The following is a 20,851-nucleotide window of genomic DNA, read 5'->3' as shown; positions in this document are numbered from 1 at the left end:
AAATTTCCATGTTCGATCTGGTCATTGTCAACGGAACGGTCGCCACCGCATCCGACGTATTCAAGGCGGACGTGGCCATCCGCGACGGCCGCATCGTCCAGGTGGGCGAAGGACTTACGGAGGCCGCAGAAATTATCGATGCCACGGACCGCCTGGTCCTGCCGGGCGGCATCGACAGCCATGTCCATCTGGCACAACCTTCCGGCGACGGTATCGTCATGGCGGACGGCTTCGAGAGCGGAACGCTGTCCGCGCTCTTCGGCGGCAACACGACGGTCATGCCTTTCTGCCTGCAGGAGAAGGGTCGGTCCCTGCGCGATGCGCTGACGCACTACCACGCTTTGGCCGAAGGCAATTGCTACACTGACGTCTCGTTCCACCTGATCATCTCCGACCCATCGCCGGCCGTGCTCGGACAGGAACTACCCGCCCTTGTGGCTGACGGCTACTCCTCCTTCAAGGTCTTCATGACCTATGAGGGCCTTCGGCTGAACGATGCGCAGATCCTCGAAACCATGGATGTCGCGCGCCGAACCGGGGCGCTCGTCATGGTCCATTGCGAGAACGAGGACGCGATCCGCTATCTGATCGGCCTGCACGAAGCGACCGGAAACGTCGCGCCGAAGGCCCATGCGACTACGCGCCCCGTCGTCGTGGAGCGGGAGGCGACCCACCGAGCCCTGTCGCTGGCCGAGGTGGTCGACGTGCCCGTCGTCATCGTCCACGTGTCCAATGGTGCCGCCATTGAAGAGATCCACGCGGCACGCGCCCGCGGCCGCAAGGTGATCGGCGAGACCTGCCCCCAATATCTGACCCTCACCGCGGACGATTTGGACGGCATGGATTGGGAGGGCGCAAAGTTCGTGTGTTCGCCGCCGCCCCGCGACGCGGCAGAGCAGGCCAATTGCTGGCGTGGCATCGAAACCGGGCTCTTTGACCTGTTTTCGTCCGACCACTGCCCGTTCCGCTACGACGACTCGCAGGGAAAGCTGAATATGAAGGGGCGGTCCAGCTTCCGCCACATCCCAAACGGCATACCGGGTGTCGAGACGCGGCTACCGATCTTTTTTTCGGAAGGTGTCATAAAGGGCCGGATCGACCTGCCCCGCTTCGTTGCGCTCACTGCAACCAACCATGCACAAATCTATGGACTGGAAAACAAGGGTTCGATCGCAGTGGGCAAGGACGCCGACATTGCCATCTGGAACCCAAACGAAACGCGTACCATCCGCCACAAGGAGCTGCACGACGGAGCCGACTACAGCCCCTATGAGGGCATGGAAGTCACGGGCTGGCCGACGACCGTTATCCTCGGCGGCAAGTGCATGATCGTTGATGGCGAACTCGTCGGTGGCAAATACGGGCGATACCGCACCCGCGGATTGTCCAAGATCTGCGCCCCAATCGAGAAGGCACGAGGCAATGTCGCACGCAGATAGCTCTAGCAGCCAACATAGACAGTTGGCATCCATCGAAGTCGCAGTTTTAGCGAATGCTCTCGATTTCGCACTCTTTGGAAGCGCTCGGGCCCTGCTCTCCGGCCCCTATTTTTCGAGCAGTTGGCTCCGATCCACAGGAGGTAGTTCTGCCTGTTGCATTATTTGATGACCGATGGCTCATCACCTCCCACGAGGAACGCTTCCTCCCGAGGTGCGAAGCTTCAAAAATTGCGCCTAGCAAATTGCTTTGGGGGGAACTGCAGCATGACGCCCCTAACAGACACGGCTGGACGGCCGCTTTCGGTAAACACGAGGTCCTCTTCTAATGTCTTGAATGGGTGGATATTTGAAGCGTCAACACATTACGGTATACCCGGATGTGATGTACACCACGCAACACTCGGGCCGTAACATCCGGGTTGACGACGACTATTTGTGACTTGGTAGCCTCAGGCGTAAAGCTTGAGGTGACACATGGCACGCATAGGCTACGCACGGGTAAGCACGCTCGATCAGGATCTCGAACTTCAGGTGACGAAGCTCACTGCCGAGGGATGCTCGATCATCCGCTCCGAGAAGGCTTCCGGATCAAAGCGTGAAGGGCGCGCAGAGCTCGCCACGATCATTGACTTTCTTCGGCCGAACGATGAGCTGGTGGTGACCCGTTTAGATCGGCTCGGCCGCGATACGCGCGACGTGTTAAACGTTATCCATGAGTGCGAACAGCGAGGCGCATTCTTTACCGTACTCGACCCACACGTTTCGACGCGAGGCGAGATGGGGCATCTGGTTCTGACCGTCCTGGGCATGGTCGCTCAGATGGAACGCCGGTTCATCAAGGAACGGCAGCGCGAAGGCATCGAGCGCGCAAAATCAAAGGGCATCTATCAAGGCGGGAAGCGGCGAGTCAGCAGGGCTAGAGTTCTAGAACTCGCAGCAGCGAAAGTGCCGGTCAGCCAAATCGCCGACAAATTGTCCTGCTCACGCATGCAGGTCTACCGGATACTCGGTGAGCCTCAAGGCTAACTACGGCACAGGGGCAGCAAGGTGACGGTCGGCTTCTGCGAAAGATTAGCGGAAAGCTGCCGTTCGGCTCGCGACCCTTCTCGGACGCTTAGCAGGGTTTGTCGTCGCGTTCTGACCGGACGTTTAGAATCATACCACTGTCCCGCACAAGCGCAACGCGAGCCAAACCACCGACGCCCGCACGATCACAGCGATCAACGCGGCCACGAGCCCGATGAACGGGGCTAGGACAAACAAGCCGCCCAGAACCGGAAGCGAAAGAACGCAGGGCACCAGCAATGCCACGAGCGCGCAGGTGCTGTAGCTCACCGTGCCCCGCGTTAAGACGATCCACGCCAGGATCGCTCACACCGCAACGGCGAACGGAACCCCAACAATTAACGTGAGGCCAAGCGCTGATCCCAGTTCACCCACGAACTTGTCGAGAGACGGAAGCCGACCGGTCACGAGCGTACCGATCGCTTCGACCATCGGTAGAGCCAGCGCACCCAGAAGGATTCCCATTAGCCTTGTCACAATCAGAACAATAAGGCCGTGTCGCCAGAACGGAGCATGGCCCTTGGATCATCGGTCCTTCGCTACCTCACATCCACCTCATGTATTGTCCGCTTCCGGCCAAGATCGCCCAGAAGAAGATGAGGTGGATGGCTCCCTCTCCCGGCATCTGAGTGCTACGATGGGTTTGCCTTCAGGCAACCCGAGCCCAAGGAGGCATCCGCCATGCAGATCGCCATTATCGGCCTCGATCTGGCCATGCGCGTTTTCCACGTTCATGCGATTGACGCCTCTGTCAGGTCATTGTCCGCAAGGCGCTTCGGCGAGCACAGGTGCTGCCGTTCTTCGCCAAGATGCCACCTTATGTCGTCGGGATGGAAGTTGCGGCACCTCTCACCACTGGGCTCGCGAGCTGACGCGGCTTGGTCACGAGGTTCGTCGGATGCCGCCTGCTTACGTAAAGCCCTATGTGAAGCGGGGCAAGAACGACGCGGTGGACGCCGAGGCGATCTGCGAGGCGGTGACGCGTCCCACCATGCGCTTCGTGGCGTTGAAGTCCGCCGACCAGCAGGCCGATCTGTCGCTGCACCGAGCGCGCAACCTTCTGGTCAAGCAGCGCACGCAGCTCGTGAACATGATCCGCGGCTTTCTGGCTGAGTTTGGCATCGACATTCCCGAAGGCCTGGAGCGGGCGCTTGGGCAGCTGTTGTGCCGCTGCAGGGAAAGGCTGCCATCTAACCCCTTAGCGACGGTACATCCCGGCTGAACACTGATCTGTCACTAAGGACGTCGACTACCGCCGACTCGTAGCCGCTGGCCTCCTTCTTGAGAAATCTACCTGCCGATCGCATAGGCTTGCATCAGGCGCGGGGTCGCCGCCGCCTGCAGCCGGCCGTCGGGATGGCGCATCGCCGCGGTGAGCCGGCCGACCGTGTTAGGAGGTGAAACGACGACCTCGTGACCTTTCTCCCGCAGGGCGCTGATCACGTCCTCACCGAAACTCGCCTCGATCATCATCCGGCCCGGATTGGCATGGCGCGGGAAGAACGACGCCTGGAAATGCTGCGAATGGAAAAGCGGCGCATCGATGCCGGCCTGAAGGTTCATTCCGTGGTGAACGAAACGCAGGAACCAGATGAGCTGCCACTGGTCCTGCTGGTCGCCGCCGGGCGTGCCGAAGGCCAGCGCGCGTCCGTCCTCGTGAAGGGCGATCGAGGGAGTCAGGGTCGTGCGGGGGCGTGCACTAGGGCGCAAGGTCGAGGCGAGCCCGTCATCGAGCCAGAACATCTGCGCCCGCGAGTTCAAGGCGAAGCCGAGGCCGGGCACGACCGGGTTCGATTGCAGCCAGCCGCCGGATGGCGTCGCGGACACGAGGTTGCCGTGGCGATCGATGATGTCGAGGTGAACCGTGTCCCCCTTAATGTCCGTCAAGTGGGCCATGGTAGGTTCGCCCGTCGCCGGGTTGTCGTCGATTTCGAGCCGTCGGGACGAACGCTCGACCGCCGCCCGCGCAAGGGCCTCGAGGCCTGGAATTTCGCCGGGACGCTGCTCCACTGAAGCGCTCGCACCGATTTCCCGCGCGCGCTCGCGGCCGTACTCCTCCGAAAGGAGGTGGCGAAGGGGAATGTCGAAGAGGTTCGGATCGCCGTAATAGGCCTCGCGATCGGCGAAGGCGAGCTTGATCGCCTCCACCACGAGATGGACGAACTCCGCTCCCATCGGATCCAGCGCGGTGAGGTCGAAGTTCTTGAGGATCTGTAGGGCTTGAAGCAGGACGGGCCCCTGCCCCCAAGGACCGGTCTTGTGGACCTCCCAGCCATGATAGCTGACGCTCGTCGTCGGCTCGACATGCGCGCGCCACTGCGACAGGTCGCCTTCGGATAGGAAGGCCCGGTGGCGGCGTCCGGTCACGTCCATTACACGTGCGTCTCGCAGCCAATCCGTGATCGTCGCAGCAACGAAACCGTCGCTCCACGCGTGCCTTGCCGCGTCGATCCGATCCTGCCTTGTCTCGCCGACGGCAAGATCGCAAATCCGGCGCCACGTGGCCGCCAAATCCGGATTACGCAGAAGGTAACCGGGCTCGGGAACCGCCCCGCCCGGTGCCCATACGGCCGACGAGGACGGCCAATGCGCGTCGAAGAATGGCTTGAGTTCCGCGATTGCGGCGCAGACGGCCGAGAGGACGGGATGGCCGTTCTCCAGATACTCGATGGCTGGCGCAATGACGTCGCCGAGCTCCATCGTGCCATGGTCGCGCAGGAGACGGAGCCAACCATCGAATGCGCCGGGAACGACCGTTGCCAAGAGGCCGGAGCCGGGGATCATGTCGAGACCCAGCGCGCGCATCGCCTCGACGCTCGCCGCGGCAGGAGCCGGGCCTTGCGCGCAAAGCACTTCCGGTCGTTCGCCGGCCTCGCAGTAGATCACCGGCAGGTCCCCTGCCGGGCCGTTCAGATGCGGCTCGACGACCTGTAGCACGAAGCCGGTCGCGACGGCGGCGTCGAAGGCGTTGCCGCCGCGTTCGAGGATGGCCATGCCGACCGCCGAAGCGATCCAGTGGGTTGACGTGACGACGCCGAACGTCCCGCTGATCTCGGGACGAGTCGTGAAGGCTGCCAAGGCGGTGTCTCCTTAAGAAACGTCAGGAAAGGGCCGGCGTCCGGCCGCGTCGTGGGCCATCCTGACGAGATGCGTGAAGTCGAAGACCGGGACGTTAACGGCCTTCTGGATCGCCGCCGCATACGGCGGCAGCAGGGAGCATTCGAGAAGAACGGCCCCGAGCTCCGGGTTCTCGCTCGCCAGCCGCTGCGCGACCGAAACCGCTTCCTCTTCTGCAAGGTCGATGTCGAGCGATTGCTGATCGTTCCACGTAGTGGCCGCAAACTCGCGGCACCCCTCCATGCCAATCATGGCGCAGCGTGCCGGGTCGATCCCGGCCGCCGTGAAATGCGACGGCGTCACCGCAGCCGCCTCGGCGGTGACGATGCCGAGCTTGCGGCCTGGTGCCAGTCCGCGCTGGACGAAGCTCCCCAGAAGCAGCGAGGAGGACCAGACCGGCACCGATACGGCGGCGGCCAGCATGTCCTGGAACAGGATCGCGAAGCCGCAGGAGGTTGTAATCGCGCGGCAGCCCTGCTGCTCCAGCAGGCGCGCGCCCTCGATCCAAGGTGCAGCGATCTCCCGCAACTGGCGGCTGTTGGGCGAAAGCCTGGAGGCCTGGCGCACGACGACTTCCCCCGTTCCGCCCGGAACCACATGGTATAGGACCGGAAATTGGAAGCTTTCGGCATTGCCGATCGCGCCGGGCGGACGCGGAAAGCGCCCGTGGATCATCAGGATGCCGATCCTGTGCCCGTAGATGTTTGGACCGCCCTTCATCACTCTCCTCCCCGCCGCGGTCATGCTGTCATGCCCTCGGCATCCATGAGCCGGCGGATGCGATCGGACGCCTCCTGGAAGGCGGGATCATTCAGGCGGGAGAAGGAGCGTGGGCGCGCCACTTTCACCTCGACGATCTCGGTGACGCGGCCGGGACGCGAATCCATTACCACCACCCTGTCGGCGAGGTACACCGCCTCGATGATGGAATGGGTCACGAGTACGATCGTCTTGCCGGTCTCCATCCAGACGCGCTGGATTTCCGCGTTCAGCTGTTCTCGCGTCATGGCGTCCAGCGCGCCGAAGGGCTCGTCGAGGAGGAGCAGCGAAGGATCGTGGATCAGCGCACGGCAGAGCGCGACGCGCTGCTGCATTCCGCCGGACAGCTCGTATGGGCGGTGCTTCTCGAAGCCCTTCAAACCCGTCAGATCAAGCAGCCGCGCGAGTTCCCGATCGAGGTCCGGGCGGTCGATCCTGCGGACTTCGAGCTGCAGGCGGATGTTTTCCTCCACCGTCCGCCATGGCAGAAGGACCGGCGTCTGGAACGCCATGCCGATCCCGTCGGATGGGCCGGTCACGAGTTTCCCCGCGACCTGCACCTCACCTTCCGTAGGCTCCATCAGTCCAGCGATGATCCGCAGCAGCGTGCTCTTGCCGCAACCGGACTTGCCCACGAGAGCGACGAACTCCCCTTCCTCAATGTGAAGGTTGATATCCCGCAGGGCCTGGAACTTGTCGAACGACTTCGAAACGTTCCGCAGGACGATGGACTGGCTCATTACTGCCCACCGATGAATTCGTTGGTGTAGAACTCTTCGACCGGGATCGCGTTGGGCATGCCGAGATAATCGACCAGGACGCTCTGCGTATTGTCCCAATCCGCGGCCTCCATCCAGCCGAAAGGTTTGTCCTGCGTCGCTTCCGTAGTCAGCTGCGGCAGGGTCAGTTCGAGCTGGCGCAGAAGCTCGTTGCGATTGCGGGCCTGCTCGGGCAGGGCTTCGATCAACGCGTCGACCGCCGCCTCCGGGTCGGCCTCGGCCCGCTTAAAAGCTTCGCCCGTCACGGCGATGAACGCACTCATCGCATCGGGGTGCTCGGCAAGGAAGCTCTCGTTGGCAACAAGGCCGTTGTTCATCTGCTCGATGCCGTAGTCGGACATCATGAAGTAATCGATCTCTGCGCCGGCCGCCTCCAGCTGGGCGATCTGGACGTTGACGTTGGCGGGGATCGCGTCGGCGCGGCCCTGCAGGAACAGCGCGTTCTTCGCGCCCGTCGCCGGGTTGATGACGGAGACGCTCGTCGGATCGACGTCCTGAGACGCTAGGAGCGCCGGGAATACGAGGCCCGTGCTCTCCGCCGCGCCGTAGGCGACGATCTTGCCCGCGAGATCGGCAGGCGACTTGATCGGGCTCTCGGCGTGCGAGATCACGCACATGACGTTGGACACGACGCGCGCCACGGCCTTCACGGGCATTCCTTGCTCGATGCCGCGGGCGGCCGTGCCGAAATCGATGAAGCCGATGGGGTCGTTGCCCTGCGCCACGAGTTGCAGCACCGTTGCCGACCCCTGGCCCTCACCTATCGTAACGTCGAGCTCCGCCTCTTCGTAGAGGCCCTCCTTAAGGGCAAGATAGAACGGCGCATGCGTCCCGTAGATCGACCAGTCGAGGCGGAAGCTGATGGGGGTCAGCTCCTGCGACGAGGCGGCGCCCATCGCGGACAAGAGAGCCATGGCGACCGTGGAGGCAAAGAATGCGCGACGTGTGACAGACATGATGCTTCTCCTTCTGGAACAATCTGATTGGTGTTTCGGCTTGGGATGATGTGAGCTGCAGAAGGGCCGCGGAGGAGCCGTCGCTCCTCCTTAGATGCGATCCTTCAGGCGGACGGTGACGTGCCAGGGGATCGTGACGCGCTCAATCCATTCGACCGCGTAGTAGAGGACGACGCCGATCACCGTCAGGCAAACGAGGACGGCGAAGAGAAGCGATGTGTCGAGCCGCGAGTTGGCCGAAAGAAGCAGATAGCCGAGGCCCTGCGTCGCTCCGACCCATTCGGCGATGACCGCCCCCACGACCGAGAAGGCGACCGCGACCTTGATCCCGGAGAACATCGAGGGGAGTGCCAGCGGCATGCGGAACTTCCAGAACTTCTGAAACCGGCTCGCCTTCATGCTGTCGGCAAGCTCGATCATCTCGTTCTCGATGGAGCGCAGGCCCACAACGCTCGACACGACCACCGGGAAGAAGGCGACGAGGAAGGTGACCATGACCTTAGGCGCCATCCCGAGGCCGAACCAAACCGTGATCAGCGGTGCGAGGGCCACCTTCGGGAAGGTCTGCGACAAGACCAGCCAAGGCATGATGGCCTTGTCAACGATCCTAGACGACACGATCGATACCGCGAGCGGAATGCCGATCACAATGGAAAGGAGGAAGCCCAAGAGCGTGACGAAGGTCGTCACGGCGCTGTGCCGCATGAGGAACGCGAAATCGGTGATCAGGCGCTCAACCACGTCTTGGGGCGGCGGCAGGAGGTAGGCGGGCACGCCCAGCACGTAGACAGCGCCCAGCCAGGCAAGCAGAACCAGTACCAGCGTACTGATCGGATACATCAGATCCTTCATGGGGGGTTCCTCGCGGGCTCGGATCAGTCGGCGGTCAGAAGTTCCCGCGGGCAACTCGCGAAGGTGCGGGCGCCCCCGGCCGTGACGGCAAAGGTTTCCGATACGACGAGGCCGTATTTTTCCTGCCAGAGAGCGGGAATGCAGTGGAAGGTCATGTTCTCTTCCATGACGGTGCGATCGCCGGCGCGGATCGAACAGGTCAGTTCGCCCCAGGTGGGCGGAAAGCCGATACCGACGGGATAACCGATACGGCTGTCCTTCTCGACCCCGTGCCGGCGGATCACGCGATCCCATGCGGCGTGCATCTCCTGCAGCTCGACGCCGGGACGCACCACGTCGAGAGCTGCCTCCAGGCCCTCCCGAATGATTTTGGTCGTCTCCACCAACTTGGGCCGCGGCTTGCCGACCATGACGCAACGCGACAGCGGCGAATGGTAGCGATGGCGGATGCCACCCATCTCGATATAGAAGACCTCGCCGCGTATAAGCGGCGCATCCGTCCAGCTCAGATGCGGCGCTGAGGCCAGTTCGCCGACCATCGCGTTGGGCGGCTTGCACGGGAAGGTCCCGCCGAACTCCTTCGTGCCGGCGGTCGTCACCCTATAGATTTCGGCCATCACCTCGCACTGGCGCACGCCCTCCCGCACCAGCCGGCGGCCGGCATCCATCGCGGCGGTCGCGATCTGGCCGGCCTGCGACATGTACTCGATTTCCCGGGCCGACTTCACCATGCGGCAGCGGTTCACCAGAAGGAAACCGTCCGCAAAATGCTGCTGGCCGAGACCCTCGGTCAGGATCCGGTTCCACTTGGCGGTGTAATAGTAGTCGTCCTGCTCGGCAGCGATGCGCCCGCTCTGCAGGCCCCGCTCCTTGATGATCTCCACCAGGTACTGCATCGGGTGCAGGTCGCTCGACCCGACATACTTGTCGGGATAGGCGACGACATTCTCCTCGGAGAGGAACGCGGTGAACTTTGCGCCAACCGCGTCCATCTTGCGCCCGAACCAGAAGGGCTCGTCCTCCTGAACCGAAATCACCACCATCTGCGGGGTGTAGAAGGACCATCCGTCATAGCCGGTAAGCCAGAACTGGTTGGCGGGGTTGGAGATCAAAAGGACATCGAAACCGGCCTCACGCATGGCCTGCTTCACACGGCTTACACGCTGACCGTATTCCTCATGCGAAAAGATCAGTTCCATTTCCTGCCCTCATTTCGATCATGTCCAAAATGTTGGCACCTGGAGCACTATGCAGTCGATTGAAATATATTCCTTGTCTCCATAACCTGACGGAATGATCCGTCCGAACCTTCGCCATCTCGATATTTTCCTCAGCCTCTGCGCGAGCGGCAGCGTCACCACCACCGCCCGTACGCTGAACCTGACCCAGCCTGCCGTCAGCAAGGCTGTTTCGGCTTTGGAGGACGTCGTCCAGCTTCGACTGTTCGAACGGCGGCGCAACCGCCTTCATCTTACGGCAGACGGGATCCGCATCCGTGACGAGGCCGAGCGCCTGATGAACCAGGTGCGGTTCTTCAGCGCCGAGGTGGAGGCCCTTCAGAAGTCCCGCCGAGGCGAGATTAACATCCTGTCGATCCCCTCGTTGGCGGCGGGCGCCATCGCGGGGGCTATTGGCGATTTTTCGGTGAGCTACCCGGAGATCAACATCCGCTTCGGCATCGGGATGTCGAGGCAGATCAGCACCATGGTGGCGCAGAACAGAATCGACGTCGGCTTCATCCACGGCACCAGCGGCCTGCCGGAGGTGACCGAGACGTTCGTCGCAGAGAGCGAGGTCTGGTGCCTTATGACCGACGGTCATCCTCTGTGCGGACTGCCGAAGATCAGGGCCGAGGACCTGATGGGCTTCCCGCTCATCGGCTTCGACGTCGAATCCCCGCCGAGCGTTCAAATTCGGGAAGTTTTCGCCCGTGCCGGGCTTCAGCCGAACGTGCGCGCCGAGATCAATGCCTCGCTCCTGGCGCCGCATGCCGTGCGCGACGGGACGGTCGCCTTCGTGGATCCTCTTTCAGTCCCGAGATCGCCGAACTTGGTCTTGAAACAGTTCGAGCCGCGAATTCCGCTCCCGATCTTCATCCTCACGCACCGCAACAAGACGCTGTCACTGCCGATGCTCGCGCTATGCGACACGGCTCGCCACAGCATCTTCCGCTCTCTCAAGAAATATGGGTCTCGACAGTGAAATATACCTCGGCAGTGAATCGACGCAGTAATCTTATTTCACCGTGGCGCTTCTCGCGGCTGCTGGCATGAAGCATTGGGCGGAAAGGGTGCTGTTCCGAAATGAAGGGAGTAGGATCTTCGTTCGTGTTGGGCCAGAAGCGGACTATCCGCTTTTCGGAACATCGGTCGAGAGAGCCGCCGATACGCAAACGAACCAGTTACGACATTTGCTTCTGGCCGCATGAGTGTCGCAATTAGAGAAGATGAGTCGAGGCCGGCCACGCCAGGCCGTACGGCGAGATGCCGTGGACATAGCCGCCGTTTGACGGCATCGTGCTTGTCTTTACATCGAACCGGGAGAGCACCGTATAACGCCATGGATGTGATTGATCTTCGGACTGGCGTCGACAAGGCTATTGATGCCCTGTTTGCTGATCGGTTGGCATTGTTGTGCGGCGCCGGTCTGTCAATGGCCAAACCCAGCCAGGTACCCAGCGCCGCGGCGCTGGCTCTGAAGGCTCAGCGATCATGGGCGGCGAAGTTCGGCACGTCCCGTCCACCGTTGCCGGATAAGATCGATGATCAGGCGGAGCTGTTCTTCCAGAACGGCGAGCTAGCCGACGTGTATTTGCGTACCTACATCGATCATGATGCATTCGCTGTCGAACCCAACGGCGGGCATTTTGCCATAGCAGACCTCCTGCTGACCGGCGCGATCGGTACTGCAGTATCGACGAACGTCGACATGCTCATCGAATCTGCGGGAAACCTGCTGTTCGGGCATGTCGGAGCGGGTGTCGATCGCAACAGGGTCGCCGCGTTGCCTGCCACCAAATCACCACTGCTCAAGATCCACGGTTGCTGGAGTGATCCGTCGGGAACGGTCTGGGCCGCGGGTCAGGTGGCCGCCGAACCAATCAAGACGCGCTTGGCTGAAGGCGCAATCTGGCTGACTCAACGATTGCTGAACCGCGATCTAGTAATCGTCGGCTACTGGACCGATTGGGATTATCTTAATGCCGTGCTTGAAGAAGCTTTGGCCGCGGTCAGTCCTAGCCGCATTATCGTCGTCGACCCCTGTGACACCGCTACTTTTCCGGTGAAGGCCAAGGCGCTGTACGCCCTTGGGTCCCGGGCAACGTCCGGCTTCTTCCACGTCCCGGTATCGGGCTCTGACTTCCTCGACAAGCTGCGGGTTGACTTCTCGCGCGCAATGCTCCGCGCGATCCTCCACTCCGGCTCGGCATCCTACCAACGTCAGACGGGTCTGGCGCCAGACCCAGCTTGGCTTGAGCCGCCGAGCGTCGATGCGAAGACGCTGTGGCATATACGGCGCGATCTCGAAGGCGCCGGTCCCAATGAGCCGGCGAAAAGCCATCAGCCGGCAAGCGAACCGCTACTCGGCATGACACTTCTCCAGCTGCAGGCGAAGGGCGCGACTTCTGAGGACATCTGCTGGAACCTAGGTGGCGCGCGCGTTCGGGTCCTGCGTACGATCAACCGCCCGCTGCACGAGGTAGAAGCCGAATATTCCCGCGAGACCGCGCCTGTGCTTGCTCCCGAATATGTGATCGCCGTCGGAGCCGAGGCGCTACCTTTACCTCCAAGCATCGCAAGAGGCGTGGCTACTGGCTCGATCGTGCGGGGATCCTCCACCAAGTGGCGCTCACGCGCCGATGCCGTCGGGGAATTGGGGTTATGAGCATATTGCACCTCGCCGCCAGGCAACTCGACGATGCGGGTTATTCGGTCGCTGTGCTGACCGATGACGATATCCAGTATCTCGCGTTCGAAGGCGACACCATCCTGGGCTTCGTGCTGGCTTTCGATGACGCTGGCGCCCTGATCGAGCGCTGGCATCAGGACAGTAAGCGCGTTTTGAAAGCTTCCCAGTTCGGGCTTCGCCGCGCTGAGACGAAGGCTTGGAACGCTTATGTAATTCTGCTGACCGACGGCATATCGAACTACGCCTCGACGATAAGTCTTGGGGCCATCGAAGAAGATCTGATGGGCACCCGCAAGATTGCGCGGGCCGGCGTCTCGTCGGAGGACGATATGCGCGCTGCGTTGTTACCGCTTCTCAACATGCAGCACGCGCCGAGACTGGATGCGGTCGACATGTCGGGCGAGATCCGCCTGAGGACTTCGGAACTCCCGTCTGAACTTATCGACGCTTTCGTGGGCGGGGCGCCCGACGCGACCATCCTGCAGCTGCTCGAGGCTAGCCAATGAGGCTGAGATACGTTTATCTGCATGGCTTTCGCGGGTATCGGAAGCCGGTCCGGATCGATTTTGCCGAGAGCTTCACAATCATCGATGGGCGCAACGGCGTTGGCAAATCCACGATCTTCGACGCCGTCGAGTTCGCGCTGACCGGCACGATCAGCAAATATCTCGATGCCAAGGCGGACGGTGAGTCCGTCACCGACTATATCTGGTGGACCGGCCCCGATGGGCCGGAAGACGACCTTTCCGATCATTTCGTCGAAGTAGGGTTCGCTGAAGAATCGGCATCGTTCGAAATCCGGCGAACACCACTCGATCCGACGAACTTCGATGTACGCTCGCGCGCCGAAAAGCTGTATCTGCCTAACGTGGCGCCACGCGAAGCCATCGCCCAGCTTTGCAATTCCACGATCATCCGCGACGAGCATATCGCCCGTCTCAGCCTCGATCTGAAGGAAGGCGAGCGCTTCAGGCTGTTGCGCGATGCCATCGGCGCAGTCGATGCCGACGACTGGATCAAGCGCGCGCAGGCGATCCACTCCGCGGCCGCCGCCAAACTCAAAACCGCTCAGGCCGACGCCGAGGCTGCGACAAGCGCACAGGCGGCTGCAGTCAGGCAGTTTGACGAGGCACAAGCATCTCTGCCGGCGGCGGATCTAGTAGGGCAGGCAAGCGACCGGCTCCGGCGTGCCCTCGATACGACGGCAATCGGTGCGGCGCTTTCCGAGCTCGCGCGACATCGCCTCGCCAAAATTGGATCGTCGATCGAAAAGCTCCACCCGTTGATAGATGGCTTTGCCGGTTACGAGACCGCGCGCACGGCGTTGCCACCAAGCCAAGAACGGGCGTCCGATGCTTCCGTCAGCGAGGCACTTGCGCAGATCAGTTTTGAGGAGAGCGTCGCGGCGCTCGGCGCTGCAACCGTCGCGACCGCGCTCTCGGCGCAGGCGCGGCAGCTTGAAAACCTCGTCGAGATCGGTAGGACGTTGGGGCTGCGTGATGGACATTGTCCGCTCTGTGCAAGCGACGTCAGCCATGAGGCCTTCCATCGCGGTCTTGACCAGGCGATCTCGATCGCCAAGACTTTGGACGCGCAGGCGGTCGAGCAGGCGCGCAAGGAGCGCGAGCGCGACACCGCGCTGATAGCGCTACAGATTGCTGAACGCGAGGCTCTAGCCGCCAATGCGGAAAGCGAGCGGCTCACCGGCATTGTTAGCGGTTTCGAGCGACTGCTGGCCGAAAGCCACCTTGCTGGCGCAAGCCGGATCGACATAGAGTTGCGCCTTCACGGTTTGGAACGCGATCAGCGGGCCATCGCCGCCGACATGCGGATGCTCGACACACTTTCGTTCGACCGAGTCATCTCGCGCGCCACATCCGACCAGGCTACAGCAGCCGAACGGGTACGACAGACGGAGCTCCGCCTCGGGCGTGCGCGTCTCGGGGAGACACGTGCTAAAGCGCTCTACGATGCCGCGCGGCGAGCGTCGGCCGAGACACTTCAGCAGCGGCTGGACCGCGTGATCCCGCTGATGTCCGAACTTTACCGGCGGTTGAGGCCGCATCCGCATTGGGGCGACATCGAGTACCGAGTGCGCGGCGACGTGAACCGGTTTCTGACGCTCAAGGTCGATGGAGACGTCAATCCGCAATTCGTGTTTTCGAGCGGCCAGCGCCGTGCAACCGGCCTCGCTTTCCTCCTCTCGGTCAATTTATCGATCGCTTGGAGCCGGTGGAAGAGTATCCTGCTCGACGACCCGGTCCAGCACGTTGACGATTTCAGAACGGTCCATCTGGCGGAGGTACTCGCGCAGCTTTGCAGTTCCGGGCGACAGATCGTCTGCGCGGTCGAGGATCGTGCCCTTGCGGATCTCATGTGCCGACGGCTGCCGTCATCGGTGGCATCTCCAGGGAAGCGGATCAGTCTCGGAACCGATGCATCAGGTGCGCTTTCCGTGGTGCATGAACAGACAATCGCCACGTTGAGCCGGCGCTCACTGGTTCTACCGGACGAACCACTGAGCGCATGACCAACGTTGAGATGTTACCGCGCCTGCGTCGCCTATTCGATCGCTCGCTGAGGGTATTTCGCGAGGATGACCTGGAGAATATTCTCAACGGCGTGTCCGAGCGCAGGCTATGCCACCGGTTGTCGATGCCGATGGAAAGGCTGGCTCATGACGCCGGTTTCCAGCAATACCGGGCGGACGTGGATTACAACCGCGCCAATGACGGTCGCTTGAAGACGATCGCCGGGGAAACTTCGAGACGGTTACAATCACCTGCGACCTCATACTTCACAGTCGCGGCAGGGTTGCCGATCCTAACAACCTAATAGCCATCGAGATAAAACGACGCTCGCATCCAGCGGCCGAGAAGCACAATGATCGGGTGAGGCTGATAGCCTTGACACGCGAGCCTTACGAGGGCGTGTGATCGGCCGACGGACAGGTGGATCCGGCGCATGTCGGGAACTATCGCCTCAGCTACTTTGTCGAGATCGATTAACGGCGGCGATCGCTGCTCGTCGATGTATATATACATGGTGAGGTTTCGCGAACAGAATAGCTGAACTTCTGAACTTTTGAACTTTTGAACTTTTGAACTTTTGAACTTTTGAACTTTTGAACTTTTGAACTTCGTGATGGGATTGTTGGTGCAGATTTAGGAGTACGATCCCGCCGCGGAGGGCGATCTCTTCACAGCGTTCAGGAAGAGCAGCTCAACCCACTCGGTGGTAAAGTCTGCTTCGCCTGTTCGTGGCCCAAGTCCGGACCGTCCCCATCGGCGGACCCACCGGACCATCGGATTGCTGGACCAAAGGCTGCTGCATGGCATCGTCGGACGGATCCGGGTCGCGCAAATGACCACAAGCCTGGGAAGCAGGGCTTATGCGGTTTCACTAATGGCCGGTGCCGGTGCAATCAGACGTTACCAGTCGCGACGTCGACCGCAGGAACGTTTCAATGCAGCCGCTCGCTTGACAAATGCGCCGGTGACTAAACGGCGGCTTTGAGGTGAATTGGCGTGGGGATTGAATGTCGGAGATGAGGGCGCATAGCAGTCATAGCGGCCGACCCAAGTCAGCACCGGCACTCTTTGTAACCTCAGCCTTTAGATGGGTGGCTGCTCGTGTCACATTTGACGAATGCGAACCAGATGTGACGGCGGCGGTGTGTCGTTTACCAGCTAACTTCGGGGTATACCCTATCGTGATCGTATCACACCATCGTATTTGTCTACGAAGTGTCAATGCAAACCCTTCTCCCGCATACGACGAGGCGTCGTACTGGCCTGAGCCCAATGTATCAACTTACTTTGTTAGGAGTCCGAGTCTGCTGGAAATTCGCATGCACGACTGAGTCAGAGCCTCAACCGTAAAGGCATGGCGGCTCTCGCGATTGTGCCGATTGACATATGAGATGATGACCGCGGCAATCGCGGCATGGTTTGGACCGATTATGGGGCAGCAAATGTCGGTAATGCCGACAAAATCCCGGCTTTCGCGCAACTCGTAGCCCCGGCTACGGATCGTCTCGAGTTGCCGCTCTAGAGCATCCCGCTCGATCGGTTCGCGCGACTGGGTCTCGCACTCCCGGATGATCTTCTCCGATTGCGTCGGCGGCGAAAAGGCCAGCATTACCTGGCCCGACGTGGAGTCGGTCGCCAACCGGCCGTAGCCGAGATTGAGGGTGAAGGACATGTCCTCCCCGCCAGGCACCGCGGCGGTGACGACCGTCCGTCCATGATGGACCACGACCAGGTGAGGCGACTGGCGGGTTTCCAAAGCTACAGCGGCCAGCTCAGGCATCGCTGCGCTCATCAGGTCGTGCGTTACCGGGGTATGCAGGCCCAGCCTAAACAGCTTGTCACTTAAGGAGTAGGCGTCGCTCGTCGGATCACGCTCGATGTAGCCGCGCTCCTGCAATGCGACCAGCATCCGGAAAATTTCCCCCTTCGACCGCCCGAGGCCGTCGGCGATCTCCTTCATCGTCAGAGCGCCGACCGCCGTGGCCAACAGCTCGAGAACCTCGAGCCCTTTCGTCAATGCCGGGGCGGAATAGGATGGACGCGCCGCCGCAGATGCCATTTCGCTCATGCAGAATCCCTCGTTCGGGCAGACAATAGCGGCACTCGGATATCCGTACCATTGGTTTCATATGAGAACTTGACATTAAATATGAAACTGCGAGAGTGCCTTCATGTCGGTTTGATGACGAGTGGGTGATCCGAATGAACATGGCACTTGTGAAGCGCGTGCGTTCCGAGCGCAGCCCTGTCCAGCCGCGCCGCAATAGCGTCTTCTCGACCGTCGACCTCACACGGGACGGCAAGCAGATTGGCTTCTTCCACGTGCCTCAGTCGCCGCACGACGACGCCTGGGGGACAGTCCAGGTGCCCTTGGCGGTGGTACGTAACGGTGAAGGACCGACCATCCTGATCGAGGCGGGAAACCACGGCGACGAATATGAGGGGCCGATCGCGTTGGGGGAACTTCTGCGCGAGATCGACCCCGCGACCATCAATGGTCGGATCATCGCGATCCCGGCCATCAACGTGCGTGCCGTCGAAGCGGGGACACGAACTTCGCCGGTCGACGGCCTCAATTTCAACCGTAGCTTTCCGGGAGATTTCAACGGCACACTGACCAGCCAGATCGCCGCCTACGTGCATGACTGCCTCTTCCCAATCTCTGACTACTTCTTGGACCTGCACTCTGGTGGATCGTCGCTAATGATCTTGCCGAGCGCGATCATTGAACCCTCCCCGACGCCGCAAGGCCACAAGCGCAACATTGCCGCAACGCTCGCCTTCGGTGCGCCGACGGTCGTGATGGTCGACAATTTGGGGGAAACCCGCACATCCACCGCGGCTGCCAACCTACAAGGCCTGATTGTGATCGGCAGCGAGATGGGCGGCGGTGGCCTGGTCGGGCCGGAGGCGCTGGACGTGTGTCGCCGCGGTATTCGCAACGTCCTCAAACATGCCGGCATCCTGAGCGGCCCGCTGGATGTGCCGGCGAATGCCAACCGCAGGGTACTCAAGGTTCCGGGCAGCGAAGGCTACATCTTGGCAGAAGACGACGGCGTATTCGAGCCGATAAGCATGCTCGGGTCGGCCGCACGCAAGGGCGAAATTGCCGGCCGTATCCATTTTCTGCGCACCCCGCAAAGGGAACCCGTCATCCTGACCCATCCCATCGACGGCATCGTCTTCGCCAAGCGGCAGCCGGGCCGCGTTCGACCGGGAAACTGCTGCTTCGTCCTGGCGACCGAGTATCCCGAAGCTCTGGCATCGGCGCTGGAGACGGGAGAATGAGAAATGAAGACATCGCTGCCGCAGCCGAGCGCATCCGCCCATTCGTCCGGCGGACACCTGTCATTCCCGTCGACCATTGCCCGCGCGCAGGCCTGTCGAATCCGGTTCACCTGAAGCTCGAATGCCTGCAGGTCAGCGGGTCGTTCAAGATCCGTGGCGCCGCAAACAGGGTTGCGACACTCGATCCGGAAAGGATGGCCGCCGGGCTGGTGGCGGCTTCGGGCGGAAACCACGGCATGGCCACGGCCTACATGGCCGCGTCGCGAGGCATCCCGGCGACCATCTTTCTGCCGGAGAACGCCAGTCCGATCAAGGCGCAGAAACTTCGCAAACTCGGGGCAGACGTACGCCATGCCGGCGCGGTCTGGGACGAGGCGCACGAAGCCGCCACGGCCTTCGCACTTGATGCGGGCGCCTACTACATGCACCCGTTCGCCGACGATGCGATCGTCGCCGGCCAGGGCACTGTCGCGGTCGAGATGCTCGAACAGGTTCCGGATGCCGATCTCTATATCGTGGCCATCGGAGGTGGAGGCCTCATAACCGGCATGTCGCAGGTTATTCGTGCCGCCCGCCCGCAGGCGCGGATCGTCGGTGTCGAGCCGGTGGGCTCCCCCACGCTCCATGCGTCCTTCGCGGCCGGCCATGTCGTTCGCCTGCCTCGGGTAACGACGCGCGTCGCCACCATGGCTTGCGGCTGCACCTCGGAGAGCATCTACGAGACAGCCCGTCGCCATGTCGATGAAATCGTCCTGATCGAGGATGACGACATGCAACGCGCTGCAGAGCTTCTGTGGCTGGATTTTGGCATCGCCGCCGACCTCAGCGGCGCCGCCTCGCTGGCTGCGCTGATGTCGGGCGCCGTGCGGCCGGAGCCCTCCGCCAGCGTTGCCGGCCTCGTTTGTGGCGCGGGTATCGACGGCCTCACCGCCTGAAGGACGCGACCGGCCGGGCACTGGCGCCGACCCGGAACCAGAGGATCAAAGGAAAAAAGAGGCGGAAAACGCACGGACTACCCCGCATTCGATGAACCGAAGAACGATAGAAGAGGTTACGCATGCGCAGAATAATCGAGACATCCGTTCTTTTCGCCGCCCTGACGATGGCCATGCCCGCCAGCGCCCAGGAAAAGGTCCTCGGCCTCGCAGCCATCGACCTGCAAAACTCCTTTTTCGTCAGGATGAAGGAGGCCGGCGACGTTGCCGCCGCAGACTACGGCGTGCGATCCACCTGGCAGAGTGCAGAAGGCAGCCTGGAAAAACAGGTCGCCATCATCGAGAACTTCATCAATCAGGGCGTCAGCGCCATCCTCATTGATCCGCTCGACAAGAATGCCGTCGTCCCGGTAATCCAGAAAGCCACCGCCGCCGGCATCCCGGTCATCACGATGGGAAACAAAGTCGAGGCCGGCGACAACCATTCCACGCTTTATCCCGATTACGAGAACATGGGTATGGTGGCCCGGGCCATCGGCACGAGCCTGGGTGGACAGGGACAGGTCGCCCTGCTGGTCGGATCGCGTGGAAACTTCGTTTCCGACACCCGGGAGAAGGGCTTCGTCGATACGATGGAGAAAGAATTCCCCGACATCGAGGTCGTCGGAATCCTGCCGACCGACTGGGATGCGGCGAAGGCGACCAATGCGGCGCAAACCTGGCTGACCACCTATCCGGAGTTGAGCGCAATCGCCTGCATTTCAGACAGCCTCTGCCTCGCGGCGGACTCGGTCGCCAACGCGCTCGGCTCCGAGCTGATCTACGGCGGGTATGATGGCGATGCCGAGATGAAGGAACTGATCGACAGCGGCAAGATGGTGATGGACGTTCTGACCGGCGCCTATCGCGTCGGCTATTGGAATATCGCCGTCGCCGCGCGCCTAGCCGACGATCAGGACCTGCCGAAAGACCTCTACATGCCGACCTATTTCGTCACGTCGGACGAGACGGCGGAGAAGCTGAAGGCGGCGGGCATGGAGTTCGACTACATCGATACCGAGCGTCAGGCAGCCGAAGCGCAGAACTATACGGAGCAGCTCGGACCGACGCTGCCCGCTTCGGCCATGACAGTGTCGCAGTAGCCGACACAAGGGCCGGCGCCCATGCACGGCGCCGGCCCCTGCGATTTCGAATGAAGCCGCTGCACGTGCCCCGGCAGGG

At 61.8% G+C, this 20,851-nt stretch carries 17 protein-coding genes and 1 pseudogene; 11 read left to right on the top strand and 7 right to left on the bottom strand.

Annotation, left to right across the window (positions count from 1 at the left end):
• The first annotated feature begins 2 nt into the window (after positions 1-2).
• From hydA to IGS74_RS03170, 3 genes and pseudogenes are all read left to right on the top strand, one after another.
• Complete coding sequence (gene hydA / locus IGS74_RS03180; protein ID WP_192391321.1) at positions 3-1,439, top strand: dihydropyrimidinase; 1,437 nt, start codon at positions 3-5, stop codon at positions 1,437-1,439.
• Positions 1,440-1,913: 474 nt separating this feature from the next.
• The gene (locus IGS74_RS03175) at positions 1,914-2,465 is read left to right on the top strand and encodes a recombinase family protein (protein ID WP_192389277.1); all 552 of its coding nucleotides are present in this window, start codon (positions 1,914-1,916) and stop codon (positions 2,463-2,465) included.
• Positions 2,466-3,185: 720 nt separating this feature from the next.
• Positions 3,186-3,633 (top strand): annotated as a pseudogene (locus IGS74_RS03170) (IS110 family transposase); the annotation flags it as partial.
• 161 nt (positions 3,634-3,794) lie between these two features.
• Here the strand turns inward: IGS74_RS03170 and IGS74_RS03165 are convergent.
• The 6 genes from IGS74_RS03165 to IGS74_RS03140 all read right to left on the bottom strand — a co-directional run bounded on the left by IGS74_RS03165 (position 3,795) and on the right by IGS74_RS03140 (position 10,166).
• Positions 3,795-5,582, bottom strand: a complete 1,788-nt coding sequence (locus IGS74_RS03165) for a gamma-glutamyltransferase family protein (RefSeq protein WP_192389276.1) — start codon at positions 5,580-5,582, stop codon at positions 3,795-3,797.
• Positions 5,583-5,594: 12 nt separating this feature from the next.
• Complete coding sequence (locus IGS74_RS03160) at positions 5,595-6,341, bottom strand: aspartate/glutamate racemase family protein (RefSeq protein WP_192389275.1); 747 nt, start codon at positions 6,339-6,341, stop codon at positions 5,595-5,597.
• 20 nt (positions 6,342-6,361) lie between these two features.
• Positions 6,362-7,120 carry an ABC transporter ATP-binding protein gene (locus IGS74_RS03155; RefSeq protein ID WP_192389274.1) on the bottom strand — a complete coding sequence of 253 codons (759 nt, stop codon included), beginning with the start codon at positions 7,118-7,120 and terminating at the stop codon, positions 6,362-6,364.
• On the bottom strand, positions 7,120-8,115 hold the full coding sequence (locus IGS74_RS03150; protein ID WP_192389273.1) for an ABC transporter substrate-binding protein: 996 nt from the start codon (positions 8,113-8,115) through the stop codon (positions 7,120-7,122). The genes IGS74_RS03155 and IGS74_RS03150 overlap by 1 nt, the downstream gene beginning before the upstream one ends.
• Before the next feature lie 90 nt (positions 8,116-8,205).
• Positions 8,206-8,967, bottom strand: a complete 762-nt coding sequence (locus tag IGS74_RS03145) for an ABC transporter permease (protein ID WP_192389272.1) — start codon at positions 8,965-8,967, stop codon at positions 8,206-8,208.
• Between the two features lie 23 nt (positions 8,968-8,990).
• Positions 8,991-10,166: a Xaa-Pro peptidase family protein gene (locus tag IGS74_RS03140; protein ID WP_192389270.1), complete on the bottom strand. Its 1,176-nt coding sequence runs from the start codon at positions 10,164-10,166 to the stop codon at positions 8,991-8,993.
• A 94-nt stretch (positions 10,167-10,260) separates the two neighbouring features.
• Here IGS74_RS03140 and IGS74_RS03135 point away from each other — a divergent pair, with 94 nt between their 5' ends.
• The 5 genes from IGS74_RS03135 to IGS74_RS03115 all read left to right on the top strand — a co-directional run bounded on the left by IGS74_RS03135 (position 10,261) and on the right by IGS74_RS03115 (position 15,711).
• On the top strand, positions 10,261-11,169 hold the full coding sequence (locus IGS74_RS03135) for a LysR family transcriptional regulator (protein ID WP_192389269.1): 909 nt from the start codon (positions 10,261-10,263) through the stop codon (positions 11,167-11,169).
• Between the two features lie 357 nt (positions 11,170-11,526).
• A complete protein-coding gene (locus IGS74_RS03130) occupies positions 11,527-12,852 on the top strand; it encodes a hypothetical protein (RefSeq protein ID WP_192389268.1) in 1,326 nt (441 codons plus the stop codon).
• Entirely contained in the window at positions 12,849-13,382 is a 534-nt protein-coding gene (locus tag IGS74_RS03125; protein ID WP_192389267.1) for a hypothetical protein, read from the top strand. Before IGS74_RS03130 ends, IGS74_RS03125 begins: the two co-directional genes overlap by 4 nt.
• Positions 13,379-15,406 carry an ATP-binding protein gene (locus IGS74_RS03120; RefSeq protein ID WP_192389266.1) on the top strand — a complete coding sequence of 676 codons (2,028 nt, stop codon included), beginning with the start codon at positions 13,379-13,381 and terminating at the stop codon, positions 15,404-15,406. The genes IGS74_RS03125 and IGS74_RS03120 overlap by 4 nt, the downstream gene beginning before the upstream one ends.
• On the top strand, positions 15,403-15,711 hold the full coding sequence (locus tag IGS74_RS03115) for a hypothetical protein (protein ID WP_192389265.1): 309 nt from the start codon (positions 15,403-15,405) through the stop codon (positions 15,709-15,711). The genes IGS74_RS03120 and IGS74_RS03115 overlap by 4 nt, the downstream gene beginning before the upstream one ends.
• Before the next feature lie 978 nt (positions 15,712-16,689).
• Here IGS74_RS03115 and IGS74_RS03110 read toward each other — a convergent pair.
• Positions 16,690-17,475: an IclR family transcriptional regulator gene (locus IGS74_RS03110; RefSeq protein WP_192389264.1), complete on the bottom strand. Its 786-nt coding sequence runs from the start codon at positions 17,473-17,475 to the stop codon at positions 16,690-16,692.
• 134 nt (positions 17,476-17,609) lie between these two features.
• On the opposite strand from IGS74_RS03110, the gene IGS74_RS03105 reads away from it, so the two are divergent.
• The 3 genes from IGS74_RS03105 to IGS74_RS03095 all read left to right on the top strand — a co-directional run bounded on the left by IGS74_RS03105 (position 17,610) and on the right by IGS74_RS03095 (position 20,772).
• Positions 17,610-18,695 carry a succinylglutamate desuccinylase/aspartoacylase family protein gene (locus IGS74_RS03105; protein WP_246722862.1) on the top strand — a complete coding sequence of 362 codons (1,086 nt, stop codon included), beginning with the start codon at positions 17,610-17,612 and terminating at the stop codon, positions 18,693-18,695.
• Positions 18,692-19,630 (top strand): threonine/serine dehydratase, encoded by a 939-nt coding sequence (locus IGS74_RS03100; protein ID WP_192389263.1) that lies wholly within the window; start codon positions 18,692-18,694, stop codon positions 19,628-19,630. Before IGS74_RS03105 ends, IGS74_RS03100 begins: the two co-directional genes overlap by 4 nt.
• 122 nt (positions 19,631-19,752) lie before the next feature.
• Entirely contained in the window at positions 19,753-20,772 is a 1,020-nt protein-coding gene (locus IGS74_RS03095; protein ID WP_192389261.1) for a sugar ABC transporter substrate-binding protein, read from the top strand.
• Positions 20,773-20,851: the final 79 nt, after the last annotated feature.

The sequence above is a fragment of the Aureimonas sp. OT7 genome, assembly GCF_014844055.1.
Lineage (GTDB): Bacteria > Pseudomonadota > Alphaproteobacteria > Rhizobiales > Rhizobiaceae > Aureimonas > Aureimonas altamirensis_A.
This window is presented reverse-complemented; position numbering and strand designations above follow the sequence as displayed.

Excerpts from the sequence above, each read along its gene's own strand:
- IGS74_RS03105 (WP_246722862.1), top strand. The coding sequence starts at position 17,610 with ATGAACATGGCACTTGTGAAGCGCGTGCGTTCCGAGCGCAGCCCTGTC.
- IGS74_RS03100 (WP_192389263.1), top strand. The coding sequence starts at position 18,692 with ATGAGAAATGAAGACATCGCTGCCGCAGCCGAGCGCATCCGCCCATTC.
- IGS74_RS03135 (WP_192389269.1), top strand. The coding sequence starts at position 10,261 with ATGATCCGTCCGAACCTTCGCCATCTCGATATTTTCCTCAGCCTCTGC.
- IGS74_RS03145 (WP_192389272.1), bottom strand. The coding sequence starts at position 8,967 with ATGAAGGATCTGATGTATCCGATCAGTACGCTGGTACTGGTTCTGCTT.
- IGS74_RS03155 (WP_192389274.1), bottom strand. The coding sequence starts at position 7,120 with ATGAGCCAGTCCATCGTCCTGCGGAACGTTTCGAAGTCGTTCGACAAG.
- IGS74_RS03150 (WP_192389273.1), bottom strand. The coding sequence starts at position 8,115 with ATGTCTGTCACACGTCGCGCATTCTTTGCCTCCACGGTCGCCATGGCT.
- IGS74_RS03160 (WP_192389275.1), bottom strand. The coding sequence starts at position 6,341 with ATGAAGGGCGGTCCAAACATCTACGGGCACAGGATCGGCATCCTGATG.
- IGS74_RS03140 (WP_192389270.1), bottom strand. The coding sequence starts at position 10,166 with ATGGAACTGATCTTTTCGCATGAGGAATACGGTCAGCGTGTAAGCCGT.
- IGS74_RS03130 (WP_192389268.1), top strand. The coding sequence starts at position 11,527 with ATGGATGTGATTGATCTTCGGACTGGCGTCGACAAGGCTATTGATGCC.
- IGS74_RS03115 (WP_192389265.1), top strand. The coding sequence starts at position 15,403 with ATGACCAACGTTGAGATGTTACCGCGCCTGCGTCGCCTATTCGATCGC.
- IGS74_RS03120 (WP_192389266.1), top strand. The coding sequence starts at position 13,379 with ATGAGGCTGAGATACGTTTATCTGCATGGCTTTCGCGGGTATCGGAAG.
- IGS74_RS03175 (WP_192389277.1), top strand. The coding sequence starts at position 1,914 with ATGGCACGCATAGGCTACGCACGGGTAAGCACGCTCGATCAGGATCTC.
- IGS74_RS03110 (WP_192389264.1), bottom strand. The coding sequence starts at position 17,475 with ATGAGCGAAATGGCATCTGCGGCGGCGCGTCCATCCTATTCCGCCCCG.
- IGS74_RS03125 (WP_192389267.1), top strand. The coding sequence starts at position 12,849 with ATGAGCATATTGCACCTCGCCGCCAGGCAACTCGACGATGCGGGTTAT.
- IGS74_RS03095 (WP_192389261.1), top strand. The coding sequence starts at position 19,753 with ATGCGCAGAATAATCGAGACATCCGTTCTTTTCGCCGCCCTGACGATG.